This window comes from Neorhizobium sp. DAR64860/K0K1 (genome assembly GCF_050500205.1).
Classification (GTDB): domain Bacteria; phylum Pseudomonadota; class Alphaproteobacteria; order Rhizobiales; family Rhizobiaceae; genus Neorhizobium; species Neorhizobium soli.
On sequence record NZ_CP191459.1, the window covers coordinates 130070 to 150277 of the forward strand.

22 protein-coding genes and 1 pseudogene are annotated in these 20208 nt (G+C 61.4%); 10 read left to right on the forward strand and 13 right to left on the reverse strand.

The features are described from left to right. Positions 1-53: 53 nt before the first annotated feature. Complete coding sequence (locus tag ACQY1J_RS05205; protein WP_430250865.1) at positions 54-713, forward strand: outer membrane lipoprotein carrier protein LolA; 660 nt, start codon at positions 54-56, stop codon at positions 711-713. A 111-nt stretch (positions 714-824) separates the two neighbouring features. Next, on the forward strand, positions 825-1628 hold the full coding sequence (locus ACQY1J_RS05210) for an exodeoxyribonuclease III (protein WP_430250866.1): 804 nt from the start codon (positions 825-827) through the stop codon (positions 1626-1628). A gap of 14 nt (positions 1629-1642) precedes the next feature. Here ACQY1J_RS05210 and ACQY1J_RS05215 read toward each other — a convergent pair whose 3' ends face one another. From ACQY1J_RS05215 to ACQY1J_RS05225, 3 genes are all read right to left on the reverse strand, one after another. Beyond that, positions 1643-1894: a hypothetical protein gene (locus ACQY1J_RS05215; RefSeq protein WP_430250867.1), complete on the reverse strand. Its 252-nt coding sequence runs from the start codon at positions 1892-1894 to the stop codon at positions 1643-1645. Positions 1895-2087: 193 nt separating this feature from the next. Next, the gene (locus tag ACQY1J_RS05220; protein ID WP_430250868.1) at positions 2088-2543 is read right to left on the reverse strand and encodes a cyclic nucleotide-binding domain-containing protein; all 456 of its coding nucleotides are present in this window, start codon (positions 2541-2543) and stop codon (positions 2088-2090) included. Between the two features lie 24 nt (positions 2544-2567). Continuing rightward, positions 2568-3248 (reverse strand): response regulator transcription factor, encoded by a 681-nt coding sequence (locus ACQY1J_RS05225; protein ID WP_062462280.1) that lies wholly within the window; start codon positions 3246-3248, stop codon positions 2568-2570. Between the two features lie 123 nt (positions 3249-3371). Here ACQY1J_RS05225 and ACQY1J_RS05230 point away from each other — a divergent pair, with 123 nt between their 5' ends. Beyond that, positions 3372-3923: a L,D-transpeptidase family protein gene (locus ACQY1J_RS05230; protein WP_430251863.1), complete on the forward strand. Its 552-nt coding sequence runs from the start codon at positions 3372-3374 to the stop codon at positions 3921-3923. Between the two features lies 1 nt (position 3924). Here ACQY1J_RS05230 and ACQY1J_RS05235 read toward each other — a convergent pair. Next, positions 3925-4104 (reverse strand): annotated as a pseudogene (locus ACQY1J_RS05235) (EamA family transporter); the annotation flags it as partial. A 300-nt stretch (positions 4105-4404) separates the two neighbouring features. Then, positions 4405-5814, reverse strand: coding sequence for a 3-isopropylmalate dehydratase large subunit (gene leuC, locus ACQY1J_RS05240; RefSeq protein ID WP_062462289.1), 1410 nt, complete (start codon positions 5812-5814; stop codon positions 4405-4407). Positions 5815-6142: 328 nt separating this feature from the next. On the opposite strand from leuC, the gene ACQY1J_RS05245 reads away from it, so the two are divergent. Beyond that, positions 6143-7171 carry a sensor domain-containing diguanylate cyclase gene (locus ACQY1J_RS05245; RefSeq protein ID WP_209902368.1) on the forward strand — a complete coding sequence of 343 codons (1029 nt, stop codon included), beginning with the start codon at positions 6143-6145 and terminating at the stop codon, positions 7169-7171. A gap of 25 nt (positions 7172-7196) precedes the next feature. Here the strand turns inward: ACQY1J_RS05245 and ACQY1J_RS05250 are convergent, their stop codons facing one another. The 3 genes from ACQY1J_RS05250 to rplS form a co-directional block, all read right to left on the reverse strand. Beyond that, positions 7197-8033 carry an amino acid ABC transporter permease gene (locus ACQY1J_RS05250; RefSeq protein ID WP_113111702.1) on the reverse strand — a complete coding sequence of 279 codons (837 nt, stop codon included), beginning with the start codon at positions 8031-8033 and terminating at the stop codon, positions 7197-7199. Positions 8034-8073: 40 nt separating this feature from the next. Beyond that, the gene (locus ACQY1J_RS05255; protein ID WP_430250869.1) at positions 8074-8871 is read right to left on the reverse strand and encodes a transporter substrate-binding domain-containing protein; all 798 of its coding nucleotides are present in this window, start codon (positions 8869-8871) and stop codon (positions 8074-8076) included. 204 nt (positions 8872-9075) lie between these two features. Next, on the reverse strand, positions 9076-9612 hold the full coding sequence (gene rplS / locus ACQY1J_RS05260; RefSeq protein ID WP_062462300.1) for a 50S ribosomal protein L19: 537 nt from the start codon (positions 9610-9612) through the stop codon (positions 9076-9078). 270 nt (positions 9613-9882) lie between these two features. On the opposite strand from rplS, the gene ACQY1J_RS05265 reads away from it, so the two are divergent. After that, positions 9883-10629, forward strand: coding sequence for a sulfite exporter TauE/SafE family protein (locus ACQY1J_RS05265; protein ID WP_430250870.1), 747 nt, complete (start codon positions 9883-9885; stop codon positions 10627-10629). Here ACQY1J_RS05265 and trmD read toward each other — a convergent pair. From trmD to ffh, 5 genes are all read right to left on the reverse strand, one after another. Then, positions 10626-11306, reverse strand: coding sequence for a tRNA (guanosine(37)-N1)-methyltransferase TrmD (gene trmD / locus ACQY1J_RS05270; RefSeq protein WP_062462630.1), 681 nt, complete (start codon positions 11304-11306; stop codon positions 10626-10628). The genes ACQY1J_RS05265 and trmD overlap by 4 nt on opposite strands. Before the next feature lie 5 nt (positions 11307-11311). Beyond that, positions 11312-11878, reverse strand: a complete 567-nt coding sequence (rimM, locus tag ACQY1J_RS05275) for a ribosome maturation factor RimM (RefSeq protein WP_430250871.1) — start codon at positions 11876-11878, stop codon at positions 11312-11314. A gap of 131 nt (positions 11879-12009) precedes the next feature. Continuing rightward, positions 12010-12375, reverse strand: a complete 366-nt coding sequence (rpsP, locus tag ACQY1J_RS05280) for a 30S ribosomal protein S16 (protein WP_062462306.1) — start codon at positions 12373-12375, stop codon at positions 12010-12012. Positions 12376-12432: 57 nt separating this feature from the next. After that, positions 12433-12747: a chorismate mutase gene (locus ACQY1J_RS05285; RefSeq protein ID WP_062462309.1), complete on the reverse strand. Its 315-nt coding sequence runs from the start codon at positions 12745-12747 to the stop codon at positions 12433-12435. Between the two features lie 12 nt (positions 12748-12759). Beyond that, complete coding sequence (gene ffh / locus ACQY1J_RS05290) at positions 12760-14337, reverse strand: signal recognition particle protein (RefSeq protein ID WP_113165678.1); 1578 nt, start codon at positions 14335-14337, stop codon at positions 12760-12762. 407 nt (positions 14338-14744) lie between these two features. On the opposite strand from ffh, the gene ACQY1J_RS05295 reads away from it, so the two are divergent. From ACQY1J_RS05295 to ftsY, 5 genes are all read left to right on the forward strand, one after another. Further along, positions 14745-15818: an MBL fold metallo-hydrolase gene (locus tag ACQY1J_RS05295; protein ID WP_430250872.1), complete on the forward strand. Its 1074-nt coding sequence runs from the start codon at positions 14745-14747 to the stop codon at positions 15816-15818. A gap of 63 nt (positions 15819-15881) precedes the next feature. After that, on the forward strand, positions 15882-16469 hold the full coding sequence (locus ACQY1J_RS05300; protein WP_062581614.1) for a biliverdin-producing heme oxygenase: 588 nt from the start codon (positions 15882-15884) through the stop codon (positions 16467-16469). Between the two features lie 112 nt (positions 16470-16581). Further along, complete coding sequence (gene dapF, locus ACQY1J_RS05305) at positions 16582-17502, forward strand: diaminopimelate epimerase (RefSeq protein ID WP_113111882.1); 921 nt, start codon at positions 16582-16584, stop codon at positions 17500-17502. Beyond that, positions 17499-18785, forward strand: a complete 1287-nt coding sequence (gene mtaB / locus ACQY1J_RS05310; RefSeq protein ID WP_430250873.1) for a tRNA (N(6)-L-threonylcarbamoyladenosine(37)-C(2))-methylthiotransferase MtaB — start codon at positions 17499-17501, stop codon at positions 18783-18785. The genes dapF and mtaB overlap by 4 nt, the downstream gene beginning before the upstream one ends. 16 nt (positions 18786-18801) lie before the next feature. Then, the gene (gene ftsY, locus ACQY1J_RS05315) at positions 18802-20178 is read left to right on the forward strand and encodes a signal recognition particle-docking protein FtsY (protein WP_430250874.1); all 1377 of its coding nucleotides are present in this window, start codon (positions 18802-18804) and stop codon (positions 20176-20178) included. Positions 20179-20208: the final 30 nt, after the last annotated feature.

A 20208-nucleotide genomic window follows, 5' to 3' on the forward strand; every position in this document is an offset into this window, starting at 1 on the left:
AGCGGCCATCAAGACGCCGTGTTTCCACAACAGAAACACGGAAGGAGACCAGAATGACAGAAGAAAAGACTACTCTTTCCAAGAGCATGACCGGACTGCTCGGCCGTCGCCAGTTCTCGCTTGGCCTTGCCGGCGGATTTGCCGGGCTGCTGGTTGCAGGAGCGGCCAAGCCCGTTCTGGCGCAAGCCGCAGCCGGTGCCTCGGCTCAGCGGATCGCCGACCATTTCTCGTCGGTGAAGACGATGATGGGCGAGTTCGTTCAGTTCGGGCCGCGCGGCGAACAGACCGGCGGCAAGTTCTTTATCGAGCGCCCCGGCAAGCTGCGCTTCAACTTCGAGGATCCGTCGCCGCTGCGCGTGATTGCCGATGGTCGCAACGTGGTCGTGGGCAACGTCAAGCTCAAGACCTGGGATATCTACCCGCTGTCGAAGACGCCGCTCAGCCTGCTCTTGTCCGAGCGCATCGATTTGACATCCGCGACCGTGCGCAGCGTGCGTGAAGAGACCGACCTGACGACGATCGTGCTCGGCAACAAGTCGATCTTCGGCGATTCGACCATCACCATGATGTTCGACACCAAGACATTCGACCTTCGCCAGTGGACGATCACCGACGCCCAGAACAAGGATACGTCCGTGATGGTCTATAACGTCCGCAACGGCGTGGCGATGGACGAGAGAGTGTTCACCATCCCCTACGATCAGGTGAAGTAAGACCCATCCGCCGAGACGGATCGCTTTTGGAGGGCTGCGGAAACGCGGCCCTTTTTGCTTTTACTGCTATCCGAAATTGCCTAGAGGTGATGCCCATCAGCGAGGGCAGGCATGACATTTTCCATCACCACCTGGAACATCAACTCGGTCCGGCTGCGTATGCCGATCTTGCAGCAGTTCATTACCCGCAACCAGCCGGACATTCTCTGCCTGCAGGAGATCAAGTGCCAGGAGCCTGAGTTTCCCTACCAGCCGCTGAGAGACCTCGGCTACGAGCATATCATCGTGCATGGCCAGAAGGGCTATCACGGCGTCGCGATCGCCTCGAGGATCCCGCTGTCGGAAGATCACCGCCAGAATTACTGCAATGTCGGCGATGCCCGGCACATCTCGGCGCTTTTCGGGATGGGTTCCCGGCGGATCCGGGTGCATAATTTCTACGTGCCTGCGGGAGGCGACGAGCCGGACCGGACGATCAATCCGAAATTCGGTCACAAGCTGGATTTTGTCGAAGAGATGAAGGTTTTGCAGGCCGATGCGAAGCCCGGCATTTCGTCGATTCTCGTCGGTGATCTGAATATCGCACCGCTGGAGCACGATGTGTGGTCGCACAAGCAGCTTCTGAGGATCGTCAGTCACACGCCGGTCGAAACTGAGGGCATGAAGGAGATCATCTCCAAGGGCGGCTGGCTCGATCTGATGCGCCAGTACACGCCGGAGCCGGAAAAGATCTATACCTGGTGGAGCTACCGCGCCAAGGACTGGGAAGCCGCCAACAAGGGCCGCCGCCTCGACCATATCTGGTCGTCGCCGGACCTTGGCCCGTTCCTTGACCGGATCGAGGTGCTGAAGGAAGCCCGCGGCTGGACCCAGCCATCGGACCACGTTCCGGTGACGGCAGTGTTCAAGTTCTAAGCGGCGGGTGCCGTCTAGCGGCTGTGCTTATTTTCCGATGGATCATCGCTTAGAGCATTGAAATAGTTTTGGTTTTCCGGCGTCATTCGCGTTTGGAACCGCGCGCGCTGATCGATGAGACGGTTCATCTCACGGTTTGATTTCCAAGACCAGATCAGCAAGCCCAGGAGATAAACGCCGCCCAAACCAGCGAAGATTTTAGTTGCCCAGAACGCGAATTCGCCAGCTGGAGCTGAAAGCTCCTCCCAGGGAATAAGCGATGCCATTATTCCGGCGAGGGCTCCGACAATGATTGCTGCTTTACCGATACTGCTTTTTTTTGCCTTGCATGGCCACCCCTAAGCTTGTCCGCGCAAATTAACACGCAAAAATTGCCATGCGGTGTCGCTGCAATTTCGTGGTTAATCAAGCATTTAGGGTGAGGGATGGTCGACTAGGGAAGCAGCTAGCAGCAAAGCCTCAGCGGAACCGGTGCTGCATGGCGAGCGCCGCTTTGGCGAGGTTGACGATGTTGTCGCGGATGCGGTTTTCGATCAACCGACCGACCTGCGGATACTCTTCCAGCAGGCGCTCGAACAGGGAACGGCCGATCCTGAGCGTTTCGGAATCTTCGGCCGCGATCGCCGTGAACTTGCGCTCGACCATGGTCACCAGCGCGAGCTCGGATAAAAGCGTGCCGGCCCCGACCGTCTTGTCGAGACGAACGGTGCCGTCGCGAGTGGTCGAGTAAAGGTCGAAACTGCCTCGGCAGATGATGAAGGCCGATTCGGCGGGCGAGCGTTCGCGAAACAGCTCCTGGCCTGTCGATGTCGAACGCCGTTCGGCACCGAACGCGATCAGCCGCAGCTGGTCGCTATCCAGTTCCCTGAAAAGCGGCACCTGCGACAGAAGCCTTATATCGTCGGTCAGTGCCATTTTACGGGTTTGCTGTCTTCGTGGTTAAGGAACGATCTTGTATCCACCGTTCTCCGTCACGAGAATCTCAGCATTCGAGGGGTCGCGCTCGATCTTCTGTCGCAGACGGTAGACATGGGTTTCCAGTGTATGCGTTGTAACGCCGGAATTATAGCCCCATACTTCTTCCAGAAGAATATCGCGGGTGACAACTTTCAGGCCGGCGCGATAGAGATAGCGGATGATCGCCGCTTCCTTTTCGGTCAGGCGAATCTTCTTGCCGTCATCCGTCGTCAGAAGCTTCTGGCTCGGCTTGAACAGATAGGGGCCGACGGTAAACGTGGCGTCCTCGCTCTGTTCGTACTGGCGAAGCTGGGCGCGGATACGCGCAAGCAGAACCGCAAAGCGGAACGGCTTCGTCACATAATCGTTGGCGCCGGCTTCGAGGCCGAGGATCGTGTCGGAATCGGTGTCGTGGCCGGTCAGCATGATGATCGGGGCCTTGAAGCCGTTCTTGCGCAGGACCTTGACCGCCTCGCGGCCGTCCATATCCGGCAAGCCGACATCCATGATCAGAAGATCGACCTGGGTCGCCTTGGCGGTATTGACCGCCTTGGTTGCATTGGCTTCCTGCAGGATCGAGAATTCGTCGTAGAAGCCGAGCTGCTCCACAAGCGTCTCGCGCAGATCATCGTCGTCATCGACCAGCAGTATCGTTCTCGCCATGCAGTTCTTGCCTTCCGTAGCGCCTATTGCGTTTGTAAGACGTATCTAGGGATCTTCGATGTAAAACCCAACCCGCTATGAATTCAAACGAAATCATATTCAAAGCAAAACCTTGTGAGTGAAATGCATCGTTTTCGCGAGAAAGATCACAAAACCGGACCCGTCGTCGTAGTTCGTACCGCGCCGCGTGACCGCCGGCGTGCCATCGTGACATGCAGCGGGATCACCGTCCAGGCAGCGCTGGGGCGATCCGGAACGACCGCCTTCAAGCGCGAAGGCGACGGAGGAACGCCGACTGCCGCGATGCGGATCCTCAGCGGCTTCATCCGCGGCGACCGTCTTTCCGTGCCGGCCACGCGGCTTCCGCTTCGCCGCATCGGCCACGACATGCTGTGGTGCGACGAGCCGAAGCACCCGGCCTACAACCGCCTGGTGAAGGCCCCGTTCAAACCCTCCCATGAGGAGATGCAACGGGCAGACGAACTCTACGATATCTGCCTCGTGCTCGACTGGAACATCACCTCGCGCAAGCGCCACGGCGGCTCGGCCATCTTCTTCCACCTGATCCGCCCGGGCTACCAGCCGACCGCCGGCTGCGTCGCGGTTCACCCACGCGACATGAAGCGGCTGCTGCCGTTTCTGCGCAAGGGGACGATTGTGAGGGTGCTGGGATAGGCTACCGGCCGATGGCAATCGCACCGGCCGCCACGATGAGCCCTGCCACGATGCGCTTCGGTGTGAGTGTCTCGCCGAGGAACAGCCTGCCGATGATCATCGCGAAGACCACGCTCGTTTCGCGGATGGCGGTGATGGGGCCGGCAGGTCCCATGGAGTAGGCGATGATGACGACGCCATAGCCTGTCGGCGCCCGAGCGCAGGAATGCATTCCAGCTGGCATGCATGACGGCGGCGGTGAGCGCCAGCGCGATGACGGTCGGGCTCATTGCTTGGCGATCCTTCAGGCCCGCGGCAAAAGACGGAGCGGGCAGACAGGCATTGCCGTACCGTTCTCCTTAAAAAGTCTACCGTATTGGCGCGTCCCGAAAGGTCAAACGTGTTTTCCTGAACCGGCTGTGAGCGCTGTTCATCGCAACAAAAAGCCGCCGGATGCTTTCACATCCAGCGGCTTAGCTTATCGGGTGTGAAAAGCTTCAGCCTATTTCCAGTCGCGGATATCCACGAAGCGACCGGCGACGGCGGCAGCTGCTGCCATGGCCGGTGAGACCAGGTGGGTGCGGCCCTTGGAGCCCTGACGGCCCTCGAAATTGCGGTTCGAGGTCGACGCGCAACGTTCATAAGGGTTCAGGCGGTCGTCGTTCATGGCAAGGCACATGGAGCAGCCAGGCTCGCGCCAATCGAAACCGGCAGCCTTGAAGATCCGGTCGAGACCTTCGGCTTCCGCCTGTTCCTTGACGAGGCCGGAGCCCGGAACGACCATGGCCGACACCGTCGACGCAACGGTCTTGCCTTCGACCATCTTTGCCGCAGCGCGCAGATCCTCGATGCGGCCGTTGGTGCAGGAGCCGATAAAGACGCGATCGATGGTGATGTCGGTCATCTTCGTGCCCGGCGTCAGGCCCATATACTCGAGTGCGCGCCATTTGGAGGTGCGCTTGTTTTCGTCCTTGATCTGGTCCGGATCCGGCACCGTGCCTTCGATCGTGGTGACGTCCTCGGGCGAGGAGCCCCAGGAAACGATCGGGGGCAGGGCGGCTGCGTCCAGCACCACGACCTTGTCGTAATGAGCGCCTTCGTCCGTATGCAGTGTCTTCCAGTAGTCGACGGCCATATCCCACGCCGTGCCCTTCGGCGCGCGCGGCTTGCCCTTGATATACTCGAACGTCGTCTCGTCAGGAGCGATCAGGCCGGCACGGGCGCCACCTTCGATCGTCATGTTGCAGACGGTCATGCGGCCTTCCATGGAGAGCGACCGGATCGCCTCGCCGGCAAACTCGATGACGTGTCCGGTGCCGCCGGCCGTGCCGATCTCGCCGATGATCGACAGGATGACGTCCTTTGCCGTGACGCCCGCCGGCAGTTTGCCGTCGACGCGGACCAGCATGTTCTTCGCCTTGGTCTGCAGCAGCGTCTGGGTGGCCAGAACGTGCTCCACTTCCGATGTGCCGATCCCGTGCGCCAGCGAACCGAAGGCGCCGTGCGTCGAGGTATGGCTGTCACCGCAGACGATCGTCATGCCCGGCAGGGTAAACCCCTGTTCCGGCCCGACGATATGGACGATACCCTGGCGGACATCGCTTTCGGAAAAGTATTCGACGCCGAAATCCCTGGCGTTTTCCGCCAGCGCCTCGACCTGGATGCGGCTCTCCTCGTTCTTGATGCCGAGGTGACGGTCAGGCGAGGTGGGCACGTTGTGGTCGACGACGGCAAGCGTGCGCTGCGGCGAGCGCACCTTGCGTCCGGCCAGGCGCAGGCCCTCGAAGGCCTGCGGGCTCGTCACCTCATGCACCAGGTGACGGTCGATATAGAGAAGACAGGTATCGTTTTCATCACGGGAGACGACGTGGTCGTCCCAGATCTTGTCATACAAAGTACGAGGTGCGCTCATGGCTGCGGTCCAATAAGATTGAGAATGGGTGGGAAATAGAGGCGGCATCTTAGGCCGCGCCGGACATCTCTGCCCGGTCAGCTAAGTCGGCTGCATAGAGCGCCGGATACGCGCGCAAAAAAGCGTGACGGCAGACGCTTGTGGTCCTGCAGCACGATCATGCGGTTCGCGAGACATCCGAATTTCGATCCCATGGCAAAGGGTGTAGCAGTTTTTTGAATTCTCGGCAATTGCCTCCAGAAAACGTACATGCGAGAACGCTACTAAAGGAACCCCCTCATGGGGGGCCGGTCTGCAGCGCCTCCCGGGCCTGAAAGAGGAGACGAGAATGGCTTTGCCAGCCCAGCTTCCCGACAACGAGGCTGAACGCCTGCTCTCTGTGCGGGCCCTGATTTCCGCCGACGGACCCTCCACGCCGGAGCTCGAGGCGCTGGTGAAGCTTGCCAAGGATGTGTTCACGACGCCTTATGCGGCCGTCAACATCGTCGACGCCGATTGGCATCGGGTGGCCTGCCAAGTTGGCATTCGAACGAGCGAATGCCCGCGCGACATCTCGATCTGCTCCCGTGTCGTGTTCGACAACGAGGTCGTGGTGGTTCCCGATCTTGCCCGCCATCCGGAACTGCGCGATCTTCCTTATGTGCTGGGCGAGCCGGGTTTCAGGTCCTATGCTGGTGCGCCGGTCGCGCTGGAGCCAGGTCTTCCCGTTGGTGCCTTCTGCCTTCTCGATACGGAGCCGCGCGAATTCAGCGACCGGGAGATCGCCAATCTCATGCATTTCGCCGAGGTGGCGAGCGGTCTTTTGCGGCTTCAGAAGGCAAATCATGTGATGGGCTTTGCCGAGGAAAAGCTGCGGCTGGCCGCGATCACCGATCCGATGACCGGTTTCTACAATCGCGCGGCGCTGGTCTCTATCGTCGACGGCATGCTGGCCGATGCGTTTTCGGCGCACCAGACTGTCGGCGTTCTCTACATGGATATGGACGGGTTCAAGACGATCAACGACACGCTCGGCCATCCCGCGGGCGATGACGTGCTGAAGCAGGCGGCGCAACGCATTACCGAATGCCTCGGTGTCCAGGAAATTGCCGTCAGGATGGGTGGCGACGAGTTCGCCGTCTTTGTTCCGAACCTTGCCAATGCCGATGCGCTGGCCGGTCTTTCGGAACGCCTCGTGAAACGGTTCCGCAGCCCGTTTGCCGTGGGCAGGCATATCGTCAATGCACGTCTGAGCGTGGGTGCTGCCCTTGCGCCGCATGCAGGGTCGGATCGCCTCAGCCTGTTGCAGGCCGTGGACGAAGCGCTGTACGAGGCGAAGGCATCCGGCCGCGACAGGTTCGTCCTCAGGTCCTCCTGACGGCGGCGAATGCGGGCGATGCCTTCTATCGACGGCTTGCCTTTCTGATCCCCTGTTCCCGCATCCTCTTTTCGACTTGCCGCAAGGCAATCGACAGGCCGATCGTCAGGATCAGGTAGATATAGGCGACGATCGAATAGGTTTCGAAAAACCGGAACGAGCCGGACGCATAGATCTTGCCGGCCTGGCTGATATCGGCCACGCCGAGAACCGAAACGAGAGAACTGTCCTTCACCATGGCAACGAAGTCGTTCGAGAGGGGTGGGAAGATCACCCGTATCGCTTGCGGAAACACGACAAGGCGAAAGCGCTGACCCCGCGTCAGCCCGAGCGCCATGGCCGCTTCGACCTGGCCGCGATCGATGGACTGGAAACCGGCGCGAAAGATCTCGGCGATAAAGGCGGAATAGCCGATCGTCAGCGCAATGATCGCTCGCCACATCAGCGACAGATCGCGGACCTGCATCGGCTCCAGCCAGCCGCCGTCGACCAATGGCGTGATCAGGACATTGTAAAAACCGACGATCGCCGGTGCGCCGGCAAAGGCAATGTAGAATAAAAGCACCAGGATCGGGATGCCGCGCACGACTTCCACATAGAAGCGCGCCGCTTGCCGGAGGGCCAGGCGATCGGAAAGGCCCGCAAGGGCGATGGCCAGCCCCAGAGCGGTGGCAAGCACGAAGGCCGTGACCGTCACGAACACCGTCACCCAGATGCCGCGCGAGACGGTGGCGAAAACCTGGGCATAGAGATCGTTGACGACGATCACGGCTGCGAGCGCGAGGCCTATGACGACGACGGCTGCGAGCCACCACGGACGATCACCATCGCCGCCCGATGTCGGCAGGGTCTGAAAGGTCATCAGGTTTCGACCCTGTCCGCGGTGCCTGCCATCCTGATGGTCACTGGCCCATCTTGTAGTCGAGGAACCACTTTTTGTTCAGGGCATCCAGCGTGCCGTCGGCTTTCAGCGCGGCGATCGCGGCGTTGACGGGCGCTGCGAGATCCGATCCCTTCTTGAAGATGAAGCCGAAATCTTCGGCTCCGAGCGGGCCGCCGATCACCTTCAACCCGCCGTTCGACGCGTCGACATAGCCTTTGGCCGCGACGCTGTCGGTCAGCACGAGATCGACGTCGCCGCCTTTCAACGCCTGCACGGTTGCGCCAAAGGTCTCGAACAGCTTGATGCGCGGGTTCTGCTCGTTGCCGTCGAGGATGCTGTAGACTGACGTGTAGAACGGCGATGTGCCCGGCTGGGCGCCGATCAGCGCGCCGTCCACGGCCGCAAAGGCCTTTTCGTCCGCAAAGCGGGTCTCGTCGCCGCGCACCAGCATGAACTGTTCCGAGCGCAGGTAGGGATCGGAGAAATCGACCTGCGCCTTGCGTTCATCCTTGATGGTGATCCCGGTCATGCCGATGTCGTACTGGCCATCGGACACGGCCTGGATCATCGCGTCCCAGCTGACGTTCTGGTACTCGACCTTGAAATTCAACCGCTTGGCGATCTCGTTCATCGCGTCATATTCCCAGCCGATCGCCTTTCCCGACTTGGGATCCACGAATTGCAGCGGCGGATAGGCATTTTCGGTGACGACGACCACGGAACGGGCCTTCAGGTCCGGCAGGTTTTGCGCAAAAGCAGTGACCGGTGCCAGGCTTGCAACTGCGAGGGCGGCAATGACAAAACGTCTTTTCAGCATGGGGCGATCCTCAAGAGAAATATCTCAGCCAAATCTCACCAATTTCTGCGGGAAGACAAGCACAACCATTCCCTCAGACGAAGATCGCTGGGTTTGCCTTTGCAGACGCAACTGCAGTGGGGTCGATATCAATACCCGAGGGCAATCGCAGGCAATAAAAAAGGCGGCCAAACGGCCGCCTTTTCGTATCCCATAAGGGAAATCTTATTCAGCAGATGCTGCTTCTGCAGCCTTTGCTTCTTCCGCTGCCTTCGCTTCAGCGGCTTCTGCTGCTGCCTTGTCGGCGGCGAGAGCCTGTGCTGCTGCGATCTTTTCAGCTTCGATGCGTGCCTTTTCTTCGACAACTGCAGCGCGCTCGGCTTCGTTCAGCTTGCGTGCGCGCGTGCCGGTGTTCTCGACGATACGAGCCGACTTACCGCGACGATCGCGCAGGTAGTACAGCTTGGCGCGACGGACGCGACCGCGGCGAACGATTTCGACGCCTTCGACGAGCGGCGAGTAGACCGGGAATACGCGCTCGACGCCTTCGCCGTAGGAGATCTTGCGAACGGTGAAGCTTTCGTTGATGCCACCGCCGGAACGGGCGATGCAAACGCCTTCATAGGCCTGTACGCGGGTACGGGTGCCTTCCGTCACACGGACGTTGACGCGTACGGTGTCGCCCGGGGAAAATTCTGGAAGCGAGCGCTTGGCTTCGATCTTGGCGACCTGTTCGGCCTCAAGCTGCTGGATGATGTTCATGTGTCAAACCTCAGGTTTTTCTGAAACAGCCAGAGCGCTCTTAGGATCCGTTGGTCAAAGCCTCTGGATCTGCCTTGCGGCAGAGCGTTTCGCCATTCTTTGTTGCTGGCAGACGGGACAGTTTTCCCATTTCCGTTCGCGCCATTACACGAAAGGCATGCGCTTGTCATCGGGCATGCCGCAATTTTGTGGCGATCGGTGGCGTTTTCGCCGCTTGCTGGCTCTCCATAGCAGGTCTAAAGGCTGACCGAAAAGAATTCGGGAGGATTGATGTCGATCACCATGGTGGTGCTGCTGGCCGCGGCCGGCTTTTTCTCGGGCGCCGCCAACGCGATTGCCGGCGGCGGAACGTTTCTCGTTTTCGGCGCCTTGACGCTTGCCGGCGTGCCGCCGATCGCGGCCAACGCAACATCGTCGATCGTGCAGTTTCCGGGCTATGTCACCTCGACGCTTGCCTATCGCCGCGAGATTGCCAGGCACTGGCGAAGTGCTTTGGCGCTCGCAACCGTCTCCGTCATCGGCTCGATTTTGGGAGCGTTGATCCTGCTGGCGCTCGACAATGACGCGTTTCGCCAGGTCGTGCCGTGGCTCCTGGGCGCTGCGACCGCCGTGTTTGCGGCAGGCCCGTGGCTGAAGCCGAAAGCCTCGTCCGAGCGCCCTGCCAACTCGCCGCTTTCGGTCATCGGTCAGTTCCTGACATCGATCTATGGTGGGTTCTTCGGGGCCGGAATGGGGATCATGATGTTGGCGGTGCTGGGTCTGACGACCGGCGGCAGCTATCACCATCTCAATGCGCTGAAGAACATGCTGGCGGCGCTGATTGCCGGCGTCGCGATCGTCGTCTTCGTCGGCGGCGGCGTGATTGCCTGGCCGGAAACGATCATCATGATGCCGGCCGGCGCGCTCGGCGGCTATTGCGGCGTGTGGCTCGCACGACGCGTTCCGCAGGCAGTGCTGCGCTGGTGCGTGGTGGCGGTCGGCGCAGGCCTGACCGTCTACTATTTCGTCACCGGCTAGCTTTCGTTCAGCAGGTCCGGGCGGCGTTCCCGAGTAAGCCGCAGCGACTGTTCGAGCCGCCATTTCTCGATCGCGGCATGGTTGCCGGAGGTCAGAATAGCGGGGATTTCCCGGTCTTCGAAGACCTGTGGACGCGTATAGTGCGGGTGTTCGAGCAGGCCGTGCTCGAAGCTTTCGTGGGTGCCGGACAGCGCATTGCCCATCACGCCCGGCAGAATGCGAACGACGCTGTCGAGCAGCGTCAAAGCGGCCGGCTCGCCGCCCGAAAGGATATAGTCGCCGATCGACACTTCCTCGAGCTGGCGTGCATCGATCACCCGCTGGTCGACGCCTTCGAAACGTCCGCAGACGATCACCACGCCCTCGCCATCGCCAAGCTCGCGGACCCGCTTCTGGCTGAGCGGCTTTCCGCGCGGGCTCATCAGCAGGCGGGGACGGCTGTCATCTACGAGGGAATCGATCGCCTTGCCGAGAATATCCGCCCTTAACACCATGCCGGCGCCGCCGCCGGCCGGCGTGTCGTCGACAGTACGGTGCTTGTCCTCCGCGAAATCACGGATCTGCATCGCTTCAAGCGACCACTGCCCGCGTTCCATTGCCTTGCCGGAGAGGGAAAAGCCGAGATGGCCGGGAAACATTTCCGGATAGAGGGTGAGCACCGTCGCGCGAAACGGCATCGCGGTCACTTGTCCTTGCGCGGAAAGTTCGAGTTCGCGTCGTCTTCGTCCGGGTTTTCGATCAGGCCCGCAGCTTCGGGATCGATCAGGATCTTGCCGCCTTCGAGATCGATCTCCAGAACGGCTGCCTCGGTAAACGGAATGAGCGACGGACGACGGCCGGGGCCTTTCAGCTCCAGGAGATCGCCGGCGCCGAAATCGAACACGGCGCTGACCGTGCCAAAGCTCTTGCCGTCCTTGTCGACGGCTTCCAAGCCCTCGAGGTCGGCGTAATAGAATTCGTCGTCGTCCAGTTCCTCGTCCGGCAGGTTGTCACGGTCGACGAACAGCTCGATGCCGTTCAGCGCTTCTGCATCCTCGCGGCTGTTGATGCCGCGGAAGCGGACGATGACGACGGTTTTCGCCTCGCGGATATCGAGGATCTCGAAGACCCGGCCGTCCGTGGTGTAAAGATTGCCGTAGTCGCCGAGTGCGGTCGGATCCTCGGTAAAGGATTTCACCCGCACCTCGCCCCGCAGGCCCTGGGCAGCGCCGATCGTTGCCATCAGAACTGGGTTTTCGAGCTTGGTCATGCGGGAAGGCTCCGGTTTCTTCGCGCCCATTTAAGCGCAACACAGTGAAATGAAAACAGTCTCGGCGGAATGAAAACAGCAAAACGGGCGGTGCGTTGCCGCACCACCCGTCGAAGCAAAAGAAGCAGATCTTATTCCGCGGCAGCAGCTGCCTTGGCGTCTTCGATCTTCTTTGCGCGCTCGGCAGTGCGTTCCTGAGCCTTCTTGCCCGGCTTCGCCTTTTCCGGGTTGCTCTTGGCATCGCGCTGGCCAACGCCGGCTTCTGCCAGGAAGCGCAGAACGCGGTCGGTCGGCTGTGCGCCGTTGTCGAGCCAATGCTGAACGCGCTCTACGTTGACTTCAACGCGCTTTGCGTCGTCCTTGGCAAGCATCGGGTTCCACGAACCGACCTTTTCCAGGAAGCGGCCGTCACGTGGCGAACGGGCGTCAGCAACGACGATCGTGTAGTAAGGACGCTTCTTCGAGCCACCACGGGCAAGACGGATCTTCAAGGGCATTGTATTCACTCCTAGGTTTGTCTGGGCCGCCGTCCCGGCGGGCCGTGTCGTTATTGTTTAAGCAGTTTCCTTACCGCCGTGTTCGGCGGCGATGGCTTCATGATGCCGGATGACTTCCTTGATGACGAAGTTCAGGAACTTCTCGGCGAAATCCGGGTCCAGATGAGCGTCGTCGGCCAGGCGGCGAAGGCGTTCGATCTGGTATTCCTCGCGCGCCGGGTCTGCCGGCGGCAAATCGTATTGGGCTTTGAGGACGCCCACTTCCTTGGTGCAGCGAAAGCGTTCCGCCAGCATATGCACCAGTGCCGCATCGATATTGTCGATCGACTGGCGGTAGCTCGAAAGCTTTGCCTTGATTTCAGGGTCAACCATCGTGTCCTCCCCTTACTTCTTCTTGCCAGGCAGGCCGGGAAGACCCGGGAAGCCGCCGAGGCCGGGGAGCTTTCCGCCGCCAAGACCCGGCATTCCACCGCCGAGACCCGGCATGGAGCCAGGCTTCATGCCGGCAGCTTCGGCCTGCTTCTGCAGGGCTTCCAGCTGCTTCGGATCGAGCTTGGAAAGATCGGGCATGCCGCCCATTCCACCCATTCCGCCACCCATGCCACCAAGACCCATCTTGCCGGCAAGGCCGCCCATCATCTGCTTCATCATGCCGCCCTTGCCCTTGCCGCCCATCATTTTCATCATGTCGGCCATCTGGCGGTGCATTTTCAGCAGCTTGTTGATTTCGGATGCGTCCGTGCCGGAGCCGGCTGCGATGCGTTTCTTGCGGGAGTGCTTCAGCATATCCGGGTTGGCGCGTTCGGCCTTCGTCATCGAGCCGATGATGGCGATCTGGCGGTCGAACATCTTGTCGCTCATGCCGGATGCGGCAAGCTTGTCCTTCATGCCGGCCATGCCGGGCATCATTCCCATGATGCCGCCCATGCCGCCGAGCGATTTCATCTGGCGCAGCTGGTCGGCAAGGTCGTTCAGGTCGAACTTGCCCGACTGCATCTTCTTGGCCATCGCCGCGGCTTTTTCCGCGTCGATGTTTTCGGCTGCCTTTTCGACCAGGCTGACGATGTCGCCCATGCCGAGAATACGGTCGGCGATGCGGCGGGGATGGAACTCTTCGAGTTCGTTCATCCGTTCGCCGACACCGATCAGCTTGATCGGCTTTCCGGTGACAGCGCGCATCGAAAGCGCTGCACCGCCGCGGCCATCGCCATCCATGCGGGTCAGAACGAGGCCGGTAATGCCGACGCGTTCGTCGAAATTGCGCGCCAGGTTGACGGCGTCCTGGCCGGTCAGGCTGTCGGCCACCAGCAGGATTTCATGCGGGTTGGACTTCCGCTTGATTTCCGCCATTTCGGCCATCAGCGGTTCGTCGATATGCGTGCGGCCGGCGGTGTCGAGGATGACGACGTCATGGCCGCCGAGCTTGGCCGCCTGGACGGCGCGCGCGGCGATATCGGTCGGCGACTGGCCGGCAATGACCGGCAGCGTATCGACGCCGGTCTGGACGCCCAGCTGGCGCAACTGTTCCTGAGCTGCCGGACGTCGCGTATCGAGCGACGCCATCAGCACCTTTTTCTTTTCGCGGTCGGTCAACCGCTTGGCGATCTTGCCTGTGGTCGTGGTCTTACCCGAACCCTGCAGACCGACCATCATGATCACGACCGGGGCCGCGGCATGCAGGCTGATGCCGACGCCTTCGGTCCCGAGCATTTCGACCAGTTCGTCATGGACGATCTTGACGACCATCTGGCCGGGCTTGATCGATTTCAGAACCTCGGCGCCGACGGCCTTTTCACGAACCTTGTCGGTAAAGGCGCGCACCACTTCCAGCGCCACGTCGGCTTCCAGAAGCGCACGGCGAACCTCGCGCAGGGCGGCGGATACATCCGCTTCGCTCAATGCGCCACGGCCGGTCAGTCCATTCAGAATGGAGCCAAGACGGTCCTGGAGGTTTTCGAACATCGTGTATTCCTTCTTCGTTTCCGGGTGCCCAAAAACGTCGGTTCTTTCGCCGGCAAATACAAGGCACCAAGGAGTACGCAAAGCCAAATAGCACCCGAGGGCGCCACGCGCTGTCGGGTGTTGACCTCCGGGTTTCCGAATAGTTCGGCTCCCGGTCGGCGGCTCCAAGCTCTCGGACTTGTCAGCAGATTGCCGGGCTTAAACAGGAAATGGGGGTGGAAGTCAAGGCGCGCCGGGGTTTTGCGGCGGTTGCGGGCATCCCACGCACCCGATGCCGGAGATCTGATGTCTCCTCATGCTTCCGCCCCTACACGAATTGCCCTATTCTATAGGGGATACATGCGAATATAGATAGAGGTGGCCTTGATGGCGCAGCTCTTGCCAACTCCGGTGATCGAACAGACCTCATGAAACGTCGCAATTTTCTCAAATGGTCCGGGATCGGCGCAGTGGTGGCCCTTGCCGGCGGGTTGACCGCACGAGGTGCCATGGCAGCCAACAGCTATTATTCCGGTCCGGTGTCCGATCACTTCGACGGGACGCATTTCTTCAATCCCGGTGGCGAGGAGCCGCGGGGAACGTTCGACCTCCTGCGTTGGAAGCTCGGCAACGGCAATATTCCCTGGCCGGACACGTTTGCCAGCCCGTTTCCGCAGGCCGTGCCGGAGACGCGCGTGGGCGGCAATCGTCTTGTGGTCACCATGGTCGGCCATGCGTCGCTGCTGATCCAGGTTGCCGGCGTCAATATTCTGACCGATCCGGTCTGGTCGGAGCGTGCCAGTCCGGTCTCCTTCGCCGGGCCCAAGCGGGTCAATCCGCCGGGTATCCGCATCGGTGATCTGCCGCCGATTGATATCGTGCTCGTTACCCACAATCACTACGACCACATGGATCTCGAGACGCTGTGGGTGCTTGAGGGCCGCGACAAGCCGCATTTCATCACACCGCTCGGCAATGATGCGATCATCCGCTCCAAGGTGCCGGATGCGAAGATCACGGTCATGGACTGGGGCGGCAGCGAGACCGTCGCGCCCGGCGTCGTGTTTCACTGCGAGCCCTGCCATCACTGGTCGGCGCGGGGTCTCGGTGACCGGCGCAAGGCGTTGTGGGCGGCCTTCGTGTTTGAAACGCCGGCCGGCAAGGTCTATCATGTGGGCGATACCGGATTTCACGAGGGCGTCAACTATCGCGCCGCGGGCAGTAAGCATGGTCCTTTCCGCTTGGCGAACCTGCCGTTCGGCGCCTATGAGCCGCGCTGGTTCATGAAGGCGCAGCACCAGGATCCGCAGGAAGCCGTCGAAGGGATGCAGCTTTGCGGAGCCTCCTTCGTTGCCGGGCATCACTGGGGCACGGTCAAGCTGACCGACGAGGGCATCGACCAGCCGGTGGAGGCGCTGTTTGCGGCGCTCGACAGTCGTGGTATTGCGCGTGAACGATTCCGGCCGATGCGGGCAGGTGAGGTTTTCGACGTTCCGGCGTGACGGAGCTTGACGAGCCGCTCCACAGTTTGCTTGATGCCGAAACATGAGTATTTGGGGCAAGATATGCAGATCGAACTGGGCCGCCTGACGGACGCTACTCGCATCCAGCGCCTCAAGGCGCAGACAGCGGGTACGCATGATACGCTCGACAAGCGGATCATGCGGGCGGAGCCATTCGCCAATCGCGAGCGCTATGCCTTGTTTCTCGACGTCCAGCATCGGTTTCACGCCGATGTCGCGCCGCTTTACGCGGCCGCCGAACTCAACCGGCTGCTGCCCGGCCTTGCCGAGCGTTGCCGGCTGGAAGCGCTTCGCCATGACATTGCGGATCTCGGCGGCGTGCCGGAACAGCTGGGATCGACGACCGGCCCCCTCAATCCTGCGACCGCGCTCGGCTGGCTCTACGTCGCCGAAGGCTCCAATCTCGGCGCTGCTTTCCTGCGCAAGGAAGCGGCCAAGCTCGGGTTGTCGGACGATTTCGGCGCGCGGCATCTGGCCGGCCACACGGACGGCCGCGGCCTGCACTGGCGCAACTTCGTTTCGGCCTATAACGAGCTTCTGCTGACCGAGGCAGAGGAACTCGAGGCAGCAGAAGGCGCCAGGGCGGCGTTCCGCCGGGTGCATGCGCTGGTCGACCAGATCTTCGGATGACACGATCGGAGAATGGCGCTCGCCGCACAAGTTGCGCGCGCTACTGGCAATTCGTGGCGATTTCCGCCATATACGGCCGATGACCGGTAATTTACCGCACGGGTTGGCAATCATGGCAGAACAGGTCGAATTTGCGCGCATGAACGGGCTTGGCAACAAGATCCTGGTCATCGACATGCGCGGTCGCGCCGACAAGGTCACGCCGGAAGCAGCCGTTGCGCTCAACGCTGATGCTGCGACCCAGTTCGACCAGATCATGGCGATCCACGATCCGAAGATAGCGGGTACCGACGCGTTTATCGACATCCTGAACTGCGACGGCAGCAAGGCCCAGGCCTGCGGCAACGGCACCCGCTGCGTCGTCCAGGCCTTGAGCTCCGAGACCGGCCGCAAGGTTTTCACCTTCCAGACGGTTGCCGGCATTCTCAATGCACGTGAGCACGAGGATGGCACGATTTCGGTCGATATGGGCAAGCCGGCCTTTGCCTGGGACAAGATCCCGTTGTCTGAAGAATTCTACGATACCAGCCGGATCGAGCTGCAGATCGGCCCGATCGATGCGCCGATCCTGCATTCGCCGTCCGCAATGGCGATCGGCAATCCGCATGCGATCTTCTGGGTCGACCGCGACCCGATGGATTTCGATCTGGAACGGTTCGGACCGCTTCTCGAAAACCATCCGATCTTTCCGGAAAAGGCAAATATAACGCTGGCGCAGGTGACATCGGAAACGTCGCTGCGCACCCGGACATGGGAACGCGGCGCGGGGCTGACGCTTGCCTGCGGCTCCGCCGCCTGTGCCGCGGGTGTTTCGGCGGCGCGCACCGGCCGCACGGGTCGCACCGTGACCATCGACGTTGCCTCGGCGCCCACCCGGCAGCCGCTCGTCATCGAGTGGCGTGAAGACGATCACGTGGTGATGACCGGCCCTGCGGAATGGGAATGGTCCGGCAAGGTCGATCCGGTCAGCGGTGAATTTTTGCGCGACGAGGAATTGGGACAGGGCGCTCACCAAGGGGCGCAGGTCCATTGAGTGGCGTCGAGGTCATCACCTTTGGCTGTCGGCTGAACACCTACGAATCGGAAGTGATGCGGGCGGAGGCCGAAAAGGCCGGGCTCAACAATGCCGTGCTGGTGAATACCTGTGCTGTGACCTCGGAAGCCGTGCGCCAGGCCCGCCAGACGATCCGTCGCGTGCGTCGTGACAATCCGCATGCCCGGATCGTTGTGACGGGTTGCGCCGCCCAGACCGAGAAGCAGGCGTTTGCCGACATGCCCGAAGTGGACATGGTGCTCGGCAACGAGGAAAAGCTGAAGAGCCAATCCTATCGCGCGCTGCCGGATTTCGGCGTGTCGTCGGAAGAAAAGCTGCGCGTCAACGACATCATGAGCATCAAGGCGACGGCGCCGCAGATGATCCGTCATATCGACGGTCACGTGAGGGCCTTCATCCAGGTCCAGAACGGCTGCGATCACCGCTGCACCTTCTGCATCATTCCATACGGTCGCGGCAATTCCCGTTCGGTGCCGATGGGCGCGGTCGTCGAACAGGCGCGCAGGCTAACCGAAAGCGGGTATCGCGAGATCGTGCTGACCGGCGTCGATGCCACCAGCTACGGCGGCGACCTTCCCGGCCAGCCGACCCTCGGGCTTCTTGCGAAGACGCTTCTGAGGCAGGTGCCTGATATCCTGCGGCTGCGGTTGTCTTCGATCGACAGTATCGAGGCGGACAATCACCTCTGGGATCTGATCGCCGACGAGCCGCGCTTCATGCCGCATCTGCACCTCTCGCTGCAGCATGGCGACGACATGATCCTCAAGCGGATGAAACGCCGCCACAGTCGCCGCGAAGCCTTCGCCTTTATCGAACAGGCCCGCCGGCTGCGGCCCGAGATCGCATTCGGCGCCGACATGATCGCCGGGTTTCCGACCGAGACGGAAGAGATGTTTGAAAATTCGGCGACGCTTGCGCGAGACGCCGGCATTTCCTTTTTGCATGTTTTCCCCTATAGCCCGCGTCCCGGAACGCCGGCTGCGCGGATGCCGCAGCTCGACCGGGCTCTGGTCAAGGACCGTGCCGCGCGACTTCGTGCAACGGGTGAAGCGTTGCATAATGCCCACCTCGACCGCATGGTGGGGACCGAACAGATCGTCATCGTTGAAAACAACGGCCTGGCGCATACCGAAAACTTTTCGCTGGTCGCCGTGCCGGGGCTGGTTCCCCGGGACATCCAGCGCATTATGATAACTGGCCATAACGGCAAACATCTCGACATGCGGGTCATGGCCGCTCCCGCCACAGAGCGGGCGGCCTGACCGGAACGGATTTCTTATGGCACTGAGTTTCATCAAACGCGTCTTCACCTTCGGCGACGTCCCCCCCGAACAACAGGTCGAAGATCGCGCTCCGGCGCCGATCACAGAAGCGGACTCCGTTCAGGCGGAGCTTGAACCCAAGACCCGCGCGGAAGACCTGCCCGTCGCCGCTGTCGATCCGGTGGCCGCGATCGAGATGGAGACTGCCGGCGGACCGGCGTCGGATGAGCCTGCCGATATGGCTGACGTCGACGAGCCGGGTTCCGAGGCTGCCGCAGAGGACGAGGGTGCCATTCTCCCGGGTGTCGAGGAAACCTCCGAACTCGGGCTCGTGCCACTGTCGCTGCTGGAAGCGGAAGCGGCCGCAGATGTCGATTCCGCTCCACTGCCGACGCCCGTTCTTCCCAAGGGCTTTTCCACCGCCAGTGCGGCACCGGAGACGGTCACCATCGTGCCGCCGGCCAAACTCACCTGGTTCCAGCGTCTGCGCGAAGGCCTGTCGCGGACTTCGTCGCAGCTCACCGGCCAGATCGCGGCGCTGTTTACCAAGCGCAAGCTGGACGACCAGACGCTCGAGGATCTCGAGGATCTGTTGATCCAGGCCGATCTCGGCGTCGAGACCGCCATGCGGATCACCGGCACGCTGTCTTCCGAACGCTACGGCAAGGACGTGACCGGCGAGGATGTGTCGCGCATCATGTCGGCGGAGATCACCAGGGTGCTGACGCCGGTTGCCAAGCCGTTGCAGCTCGATCTCAGCCACAAGCCGCATGTCATTCTCGTCGTCGGCGTCAACGGCACCGGCAAGACGACGACGATCGGCAAGCTGGCGGCAAAACTTTCGGGCTCGGGGCTGAAGGTGATGCTGGCCGCCGGCGATACGTTCCGTGCCGCTGCCATCGAGCAGCTGAAAATCTGGGCCGACCGGACGGGATCGCAGTTCATCGGCACCAAGCTCGGCGCCGATGCGGCGGGTCTTGCCTATGACGCGTTCGAGCAGGCGCGTGCCAACAAGTCGGACGTGCTGATCATCGACACGGCCGGCCGGTTGCAGAACAAGACCGAGCTGATGGCGGAACTCGAAAAGATCGTTCGCGTGCTGAACAAGCTCGATCCGGACGCGCCGCATACGGTGCTGCAGACGCTCGATGCGACGACGGGCCAGAATGCGATGAACCAGGTCGAGATCTTCCGCAATATCGCCGGCGTCAGCGGTCTGATCATGACCAAGCTCGACGGCACCGCGCGCGGCGGTATCCTTGTCGCGATCGCCGCCAAGCACAAGCTGCCGGTCTATTTCGTCGGCGTCGGCGAAGGGGTCGACGATCTCGAGCCTTTCGAGGCCAAGGATTTCGCCGAAGCGATCGCCGGGCTGGCGCCCGCGCCCCATTGATGACACACAGAAACGAATTTGCTCCAGGCA

Coding starts and splice junctions, on each gene's coding strand:
- ffh (WP_113165678.1), bottom strand. CDS start 14,337: ATGTTCGAAAACCTCCAGGACCGTCTTGGCTCCATTCTGAATGGACTG.
- ACQY1J_RS05215 (WP_430250867.1), bottom strand. CDS start 1,894: ATGGCATCGCTTATTCCCTGGGAGGAGCTTTCAGCTCCAGCTGGCGAA.
- dapF (WP_113111882.1), top strand. CDS start 16,582: ATGGCAGAACAGGTCGAATTTGCGCGCATGAACGGGCTTGGCAACAAG.
- ACQY1J_RS05205 (WP_430250865.1), top strand. CDS start 54: ATGACAGAAGAAAAGACTACTCTTTCCAAGAGCATGACCGGACTGCTC.
- rpsP (WP_062462306.1), bottom strand. CDS start 12,375: ATGCCCTTGAAGATCCGTCTTGCCCGTGGTGGCTCGAAGAAGCGTCCT.
- rimM (WP_430250871.1), bottom strand. CDS start 11,878: ATGACCAAGCTCGAAAACCCAGTTCTGATGGCAACGATCGGCGCTGCC.
- ACQY1J_RS05265 (WP_430250870.1), top strand. CDS start 9,883: ATGTCGATCACCATGGTGGTGCTGCTGGCCGCGGCCGGCTTTTTCTCG.
- ftsY (WP_430250874.1), top strand. CDS start 18,802: ATGGCACTGAGTTTCATCAAACGCGTCTTCACCTTCGGCGACGTCCCC.
- ACQY1J_RS05295 (WP_430250872.1), top strand. CDS start 14,745: ATGAAACGTCGCAATTTTCTCAAATGGTCCGGGATCGGCGCAGTGGTG.
- ACQY1J_RS05285 (WP_062462309.1), bottom strand. CDS start 12,747: ATGGTTGACCCTGAAATCAAGGCAAAGCTTTCGAGCTACCGCCAGTCG.
- ACQY1J_RS05210 (WP_430250866.1), top strand. CDS start 825: ATGACATTTTCCATCACCACCTGGAACATCAACTCGGTCCGGCTGCGT.
- ACQY1J_RS05220 (WP_430250868.1), bottom strand. CDS start 2,543: ATGGCACTGACCGACGATATAAGGCTTCTGTCGCAGGTGCCGCTTTTC.
- leuC (WP_062462289.1), bottom strand. CDS start 5,814: ATGAGCGCACCTCGTACTTTGTATGACAAGATCTGGGACGACCACGTC.
- rplS (WP_062462300.1), bottom strand. CDS start 9,612: ATGAACATCATCCAGCAGCTTGAGGCCGAACAGGTCGCCAAGATCGAA.
- ACQY1J_RS05225 (WP_062462280.1), bottom strand. CDS start 3,248: ATGGCGAGAACGATACTGCTGGTCGATGACGACGATGATCTGCGCGAG.
- ACQY1J_RS05300 (WP_062581614.1), top strand. CDS start 15,882: ATGCAGATCGAACTGGGCCGCCTGACGGACGCTACTCGCATCCAGCGC.
- ACQY1J_RS05245 (WP_209902368.1), top strand. CDS start 6,143: ATGGCTTTGCCAGCCCAGCTTCCCGACAACGAGGCTGAACGCCTGCTC.
- ACQY1J_RS05250 (WP_113111702.1), bottom strand. CDS start 8,033: ATGACCTTTCAGACCCTGCCGACATCGGGCGGCGATGGTGATCGTCCG.
- ACQY1J_RS05255 (WP_430250869.1), bottom strand. CDS start 8,871: ATGCTGAAAAGACGTTTTGTCATTGCCGCCCTCGCAGTTGCAAGCCTG.
- ACQY1J_RS05230 (WP_430251863.1), top strand. CDS start 3,372: ATGCATCGTTTTCGCGAGAAAGATCACAAAACCGGACCCGTCGTCGTA.
- trmD (WP_062462630.1), bottom strand. CDS start 11,306: ATGCCGTTTCGCGCGACGGTGCTCACCCTCTATCCGGAAATGTTTCCC.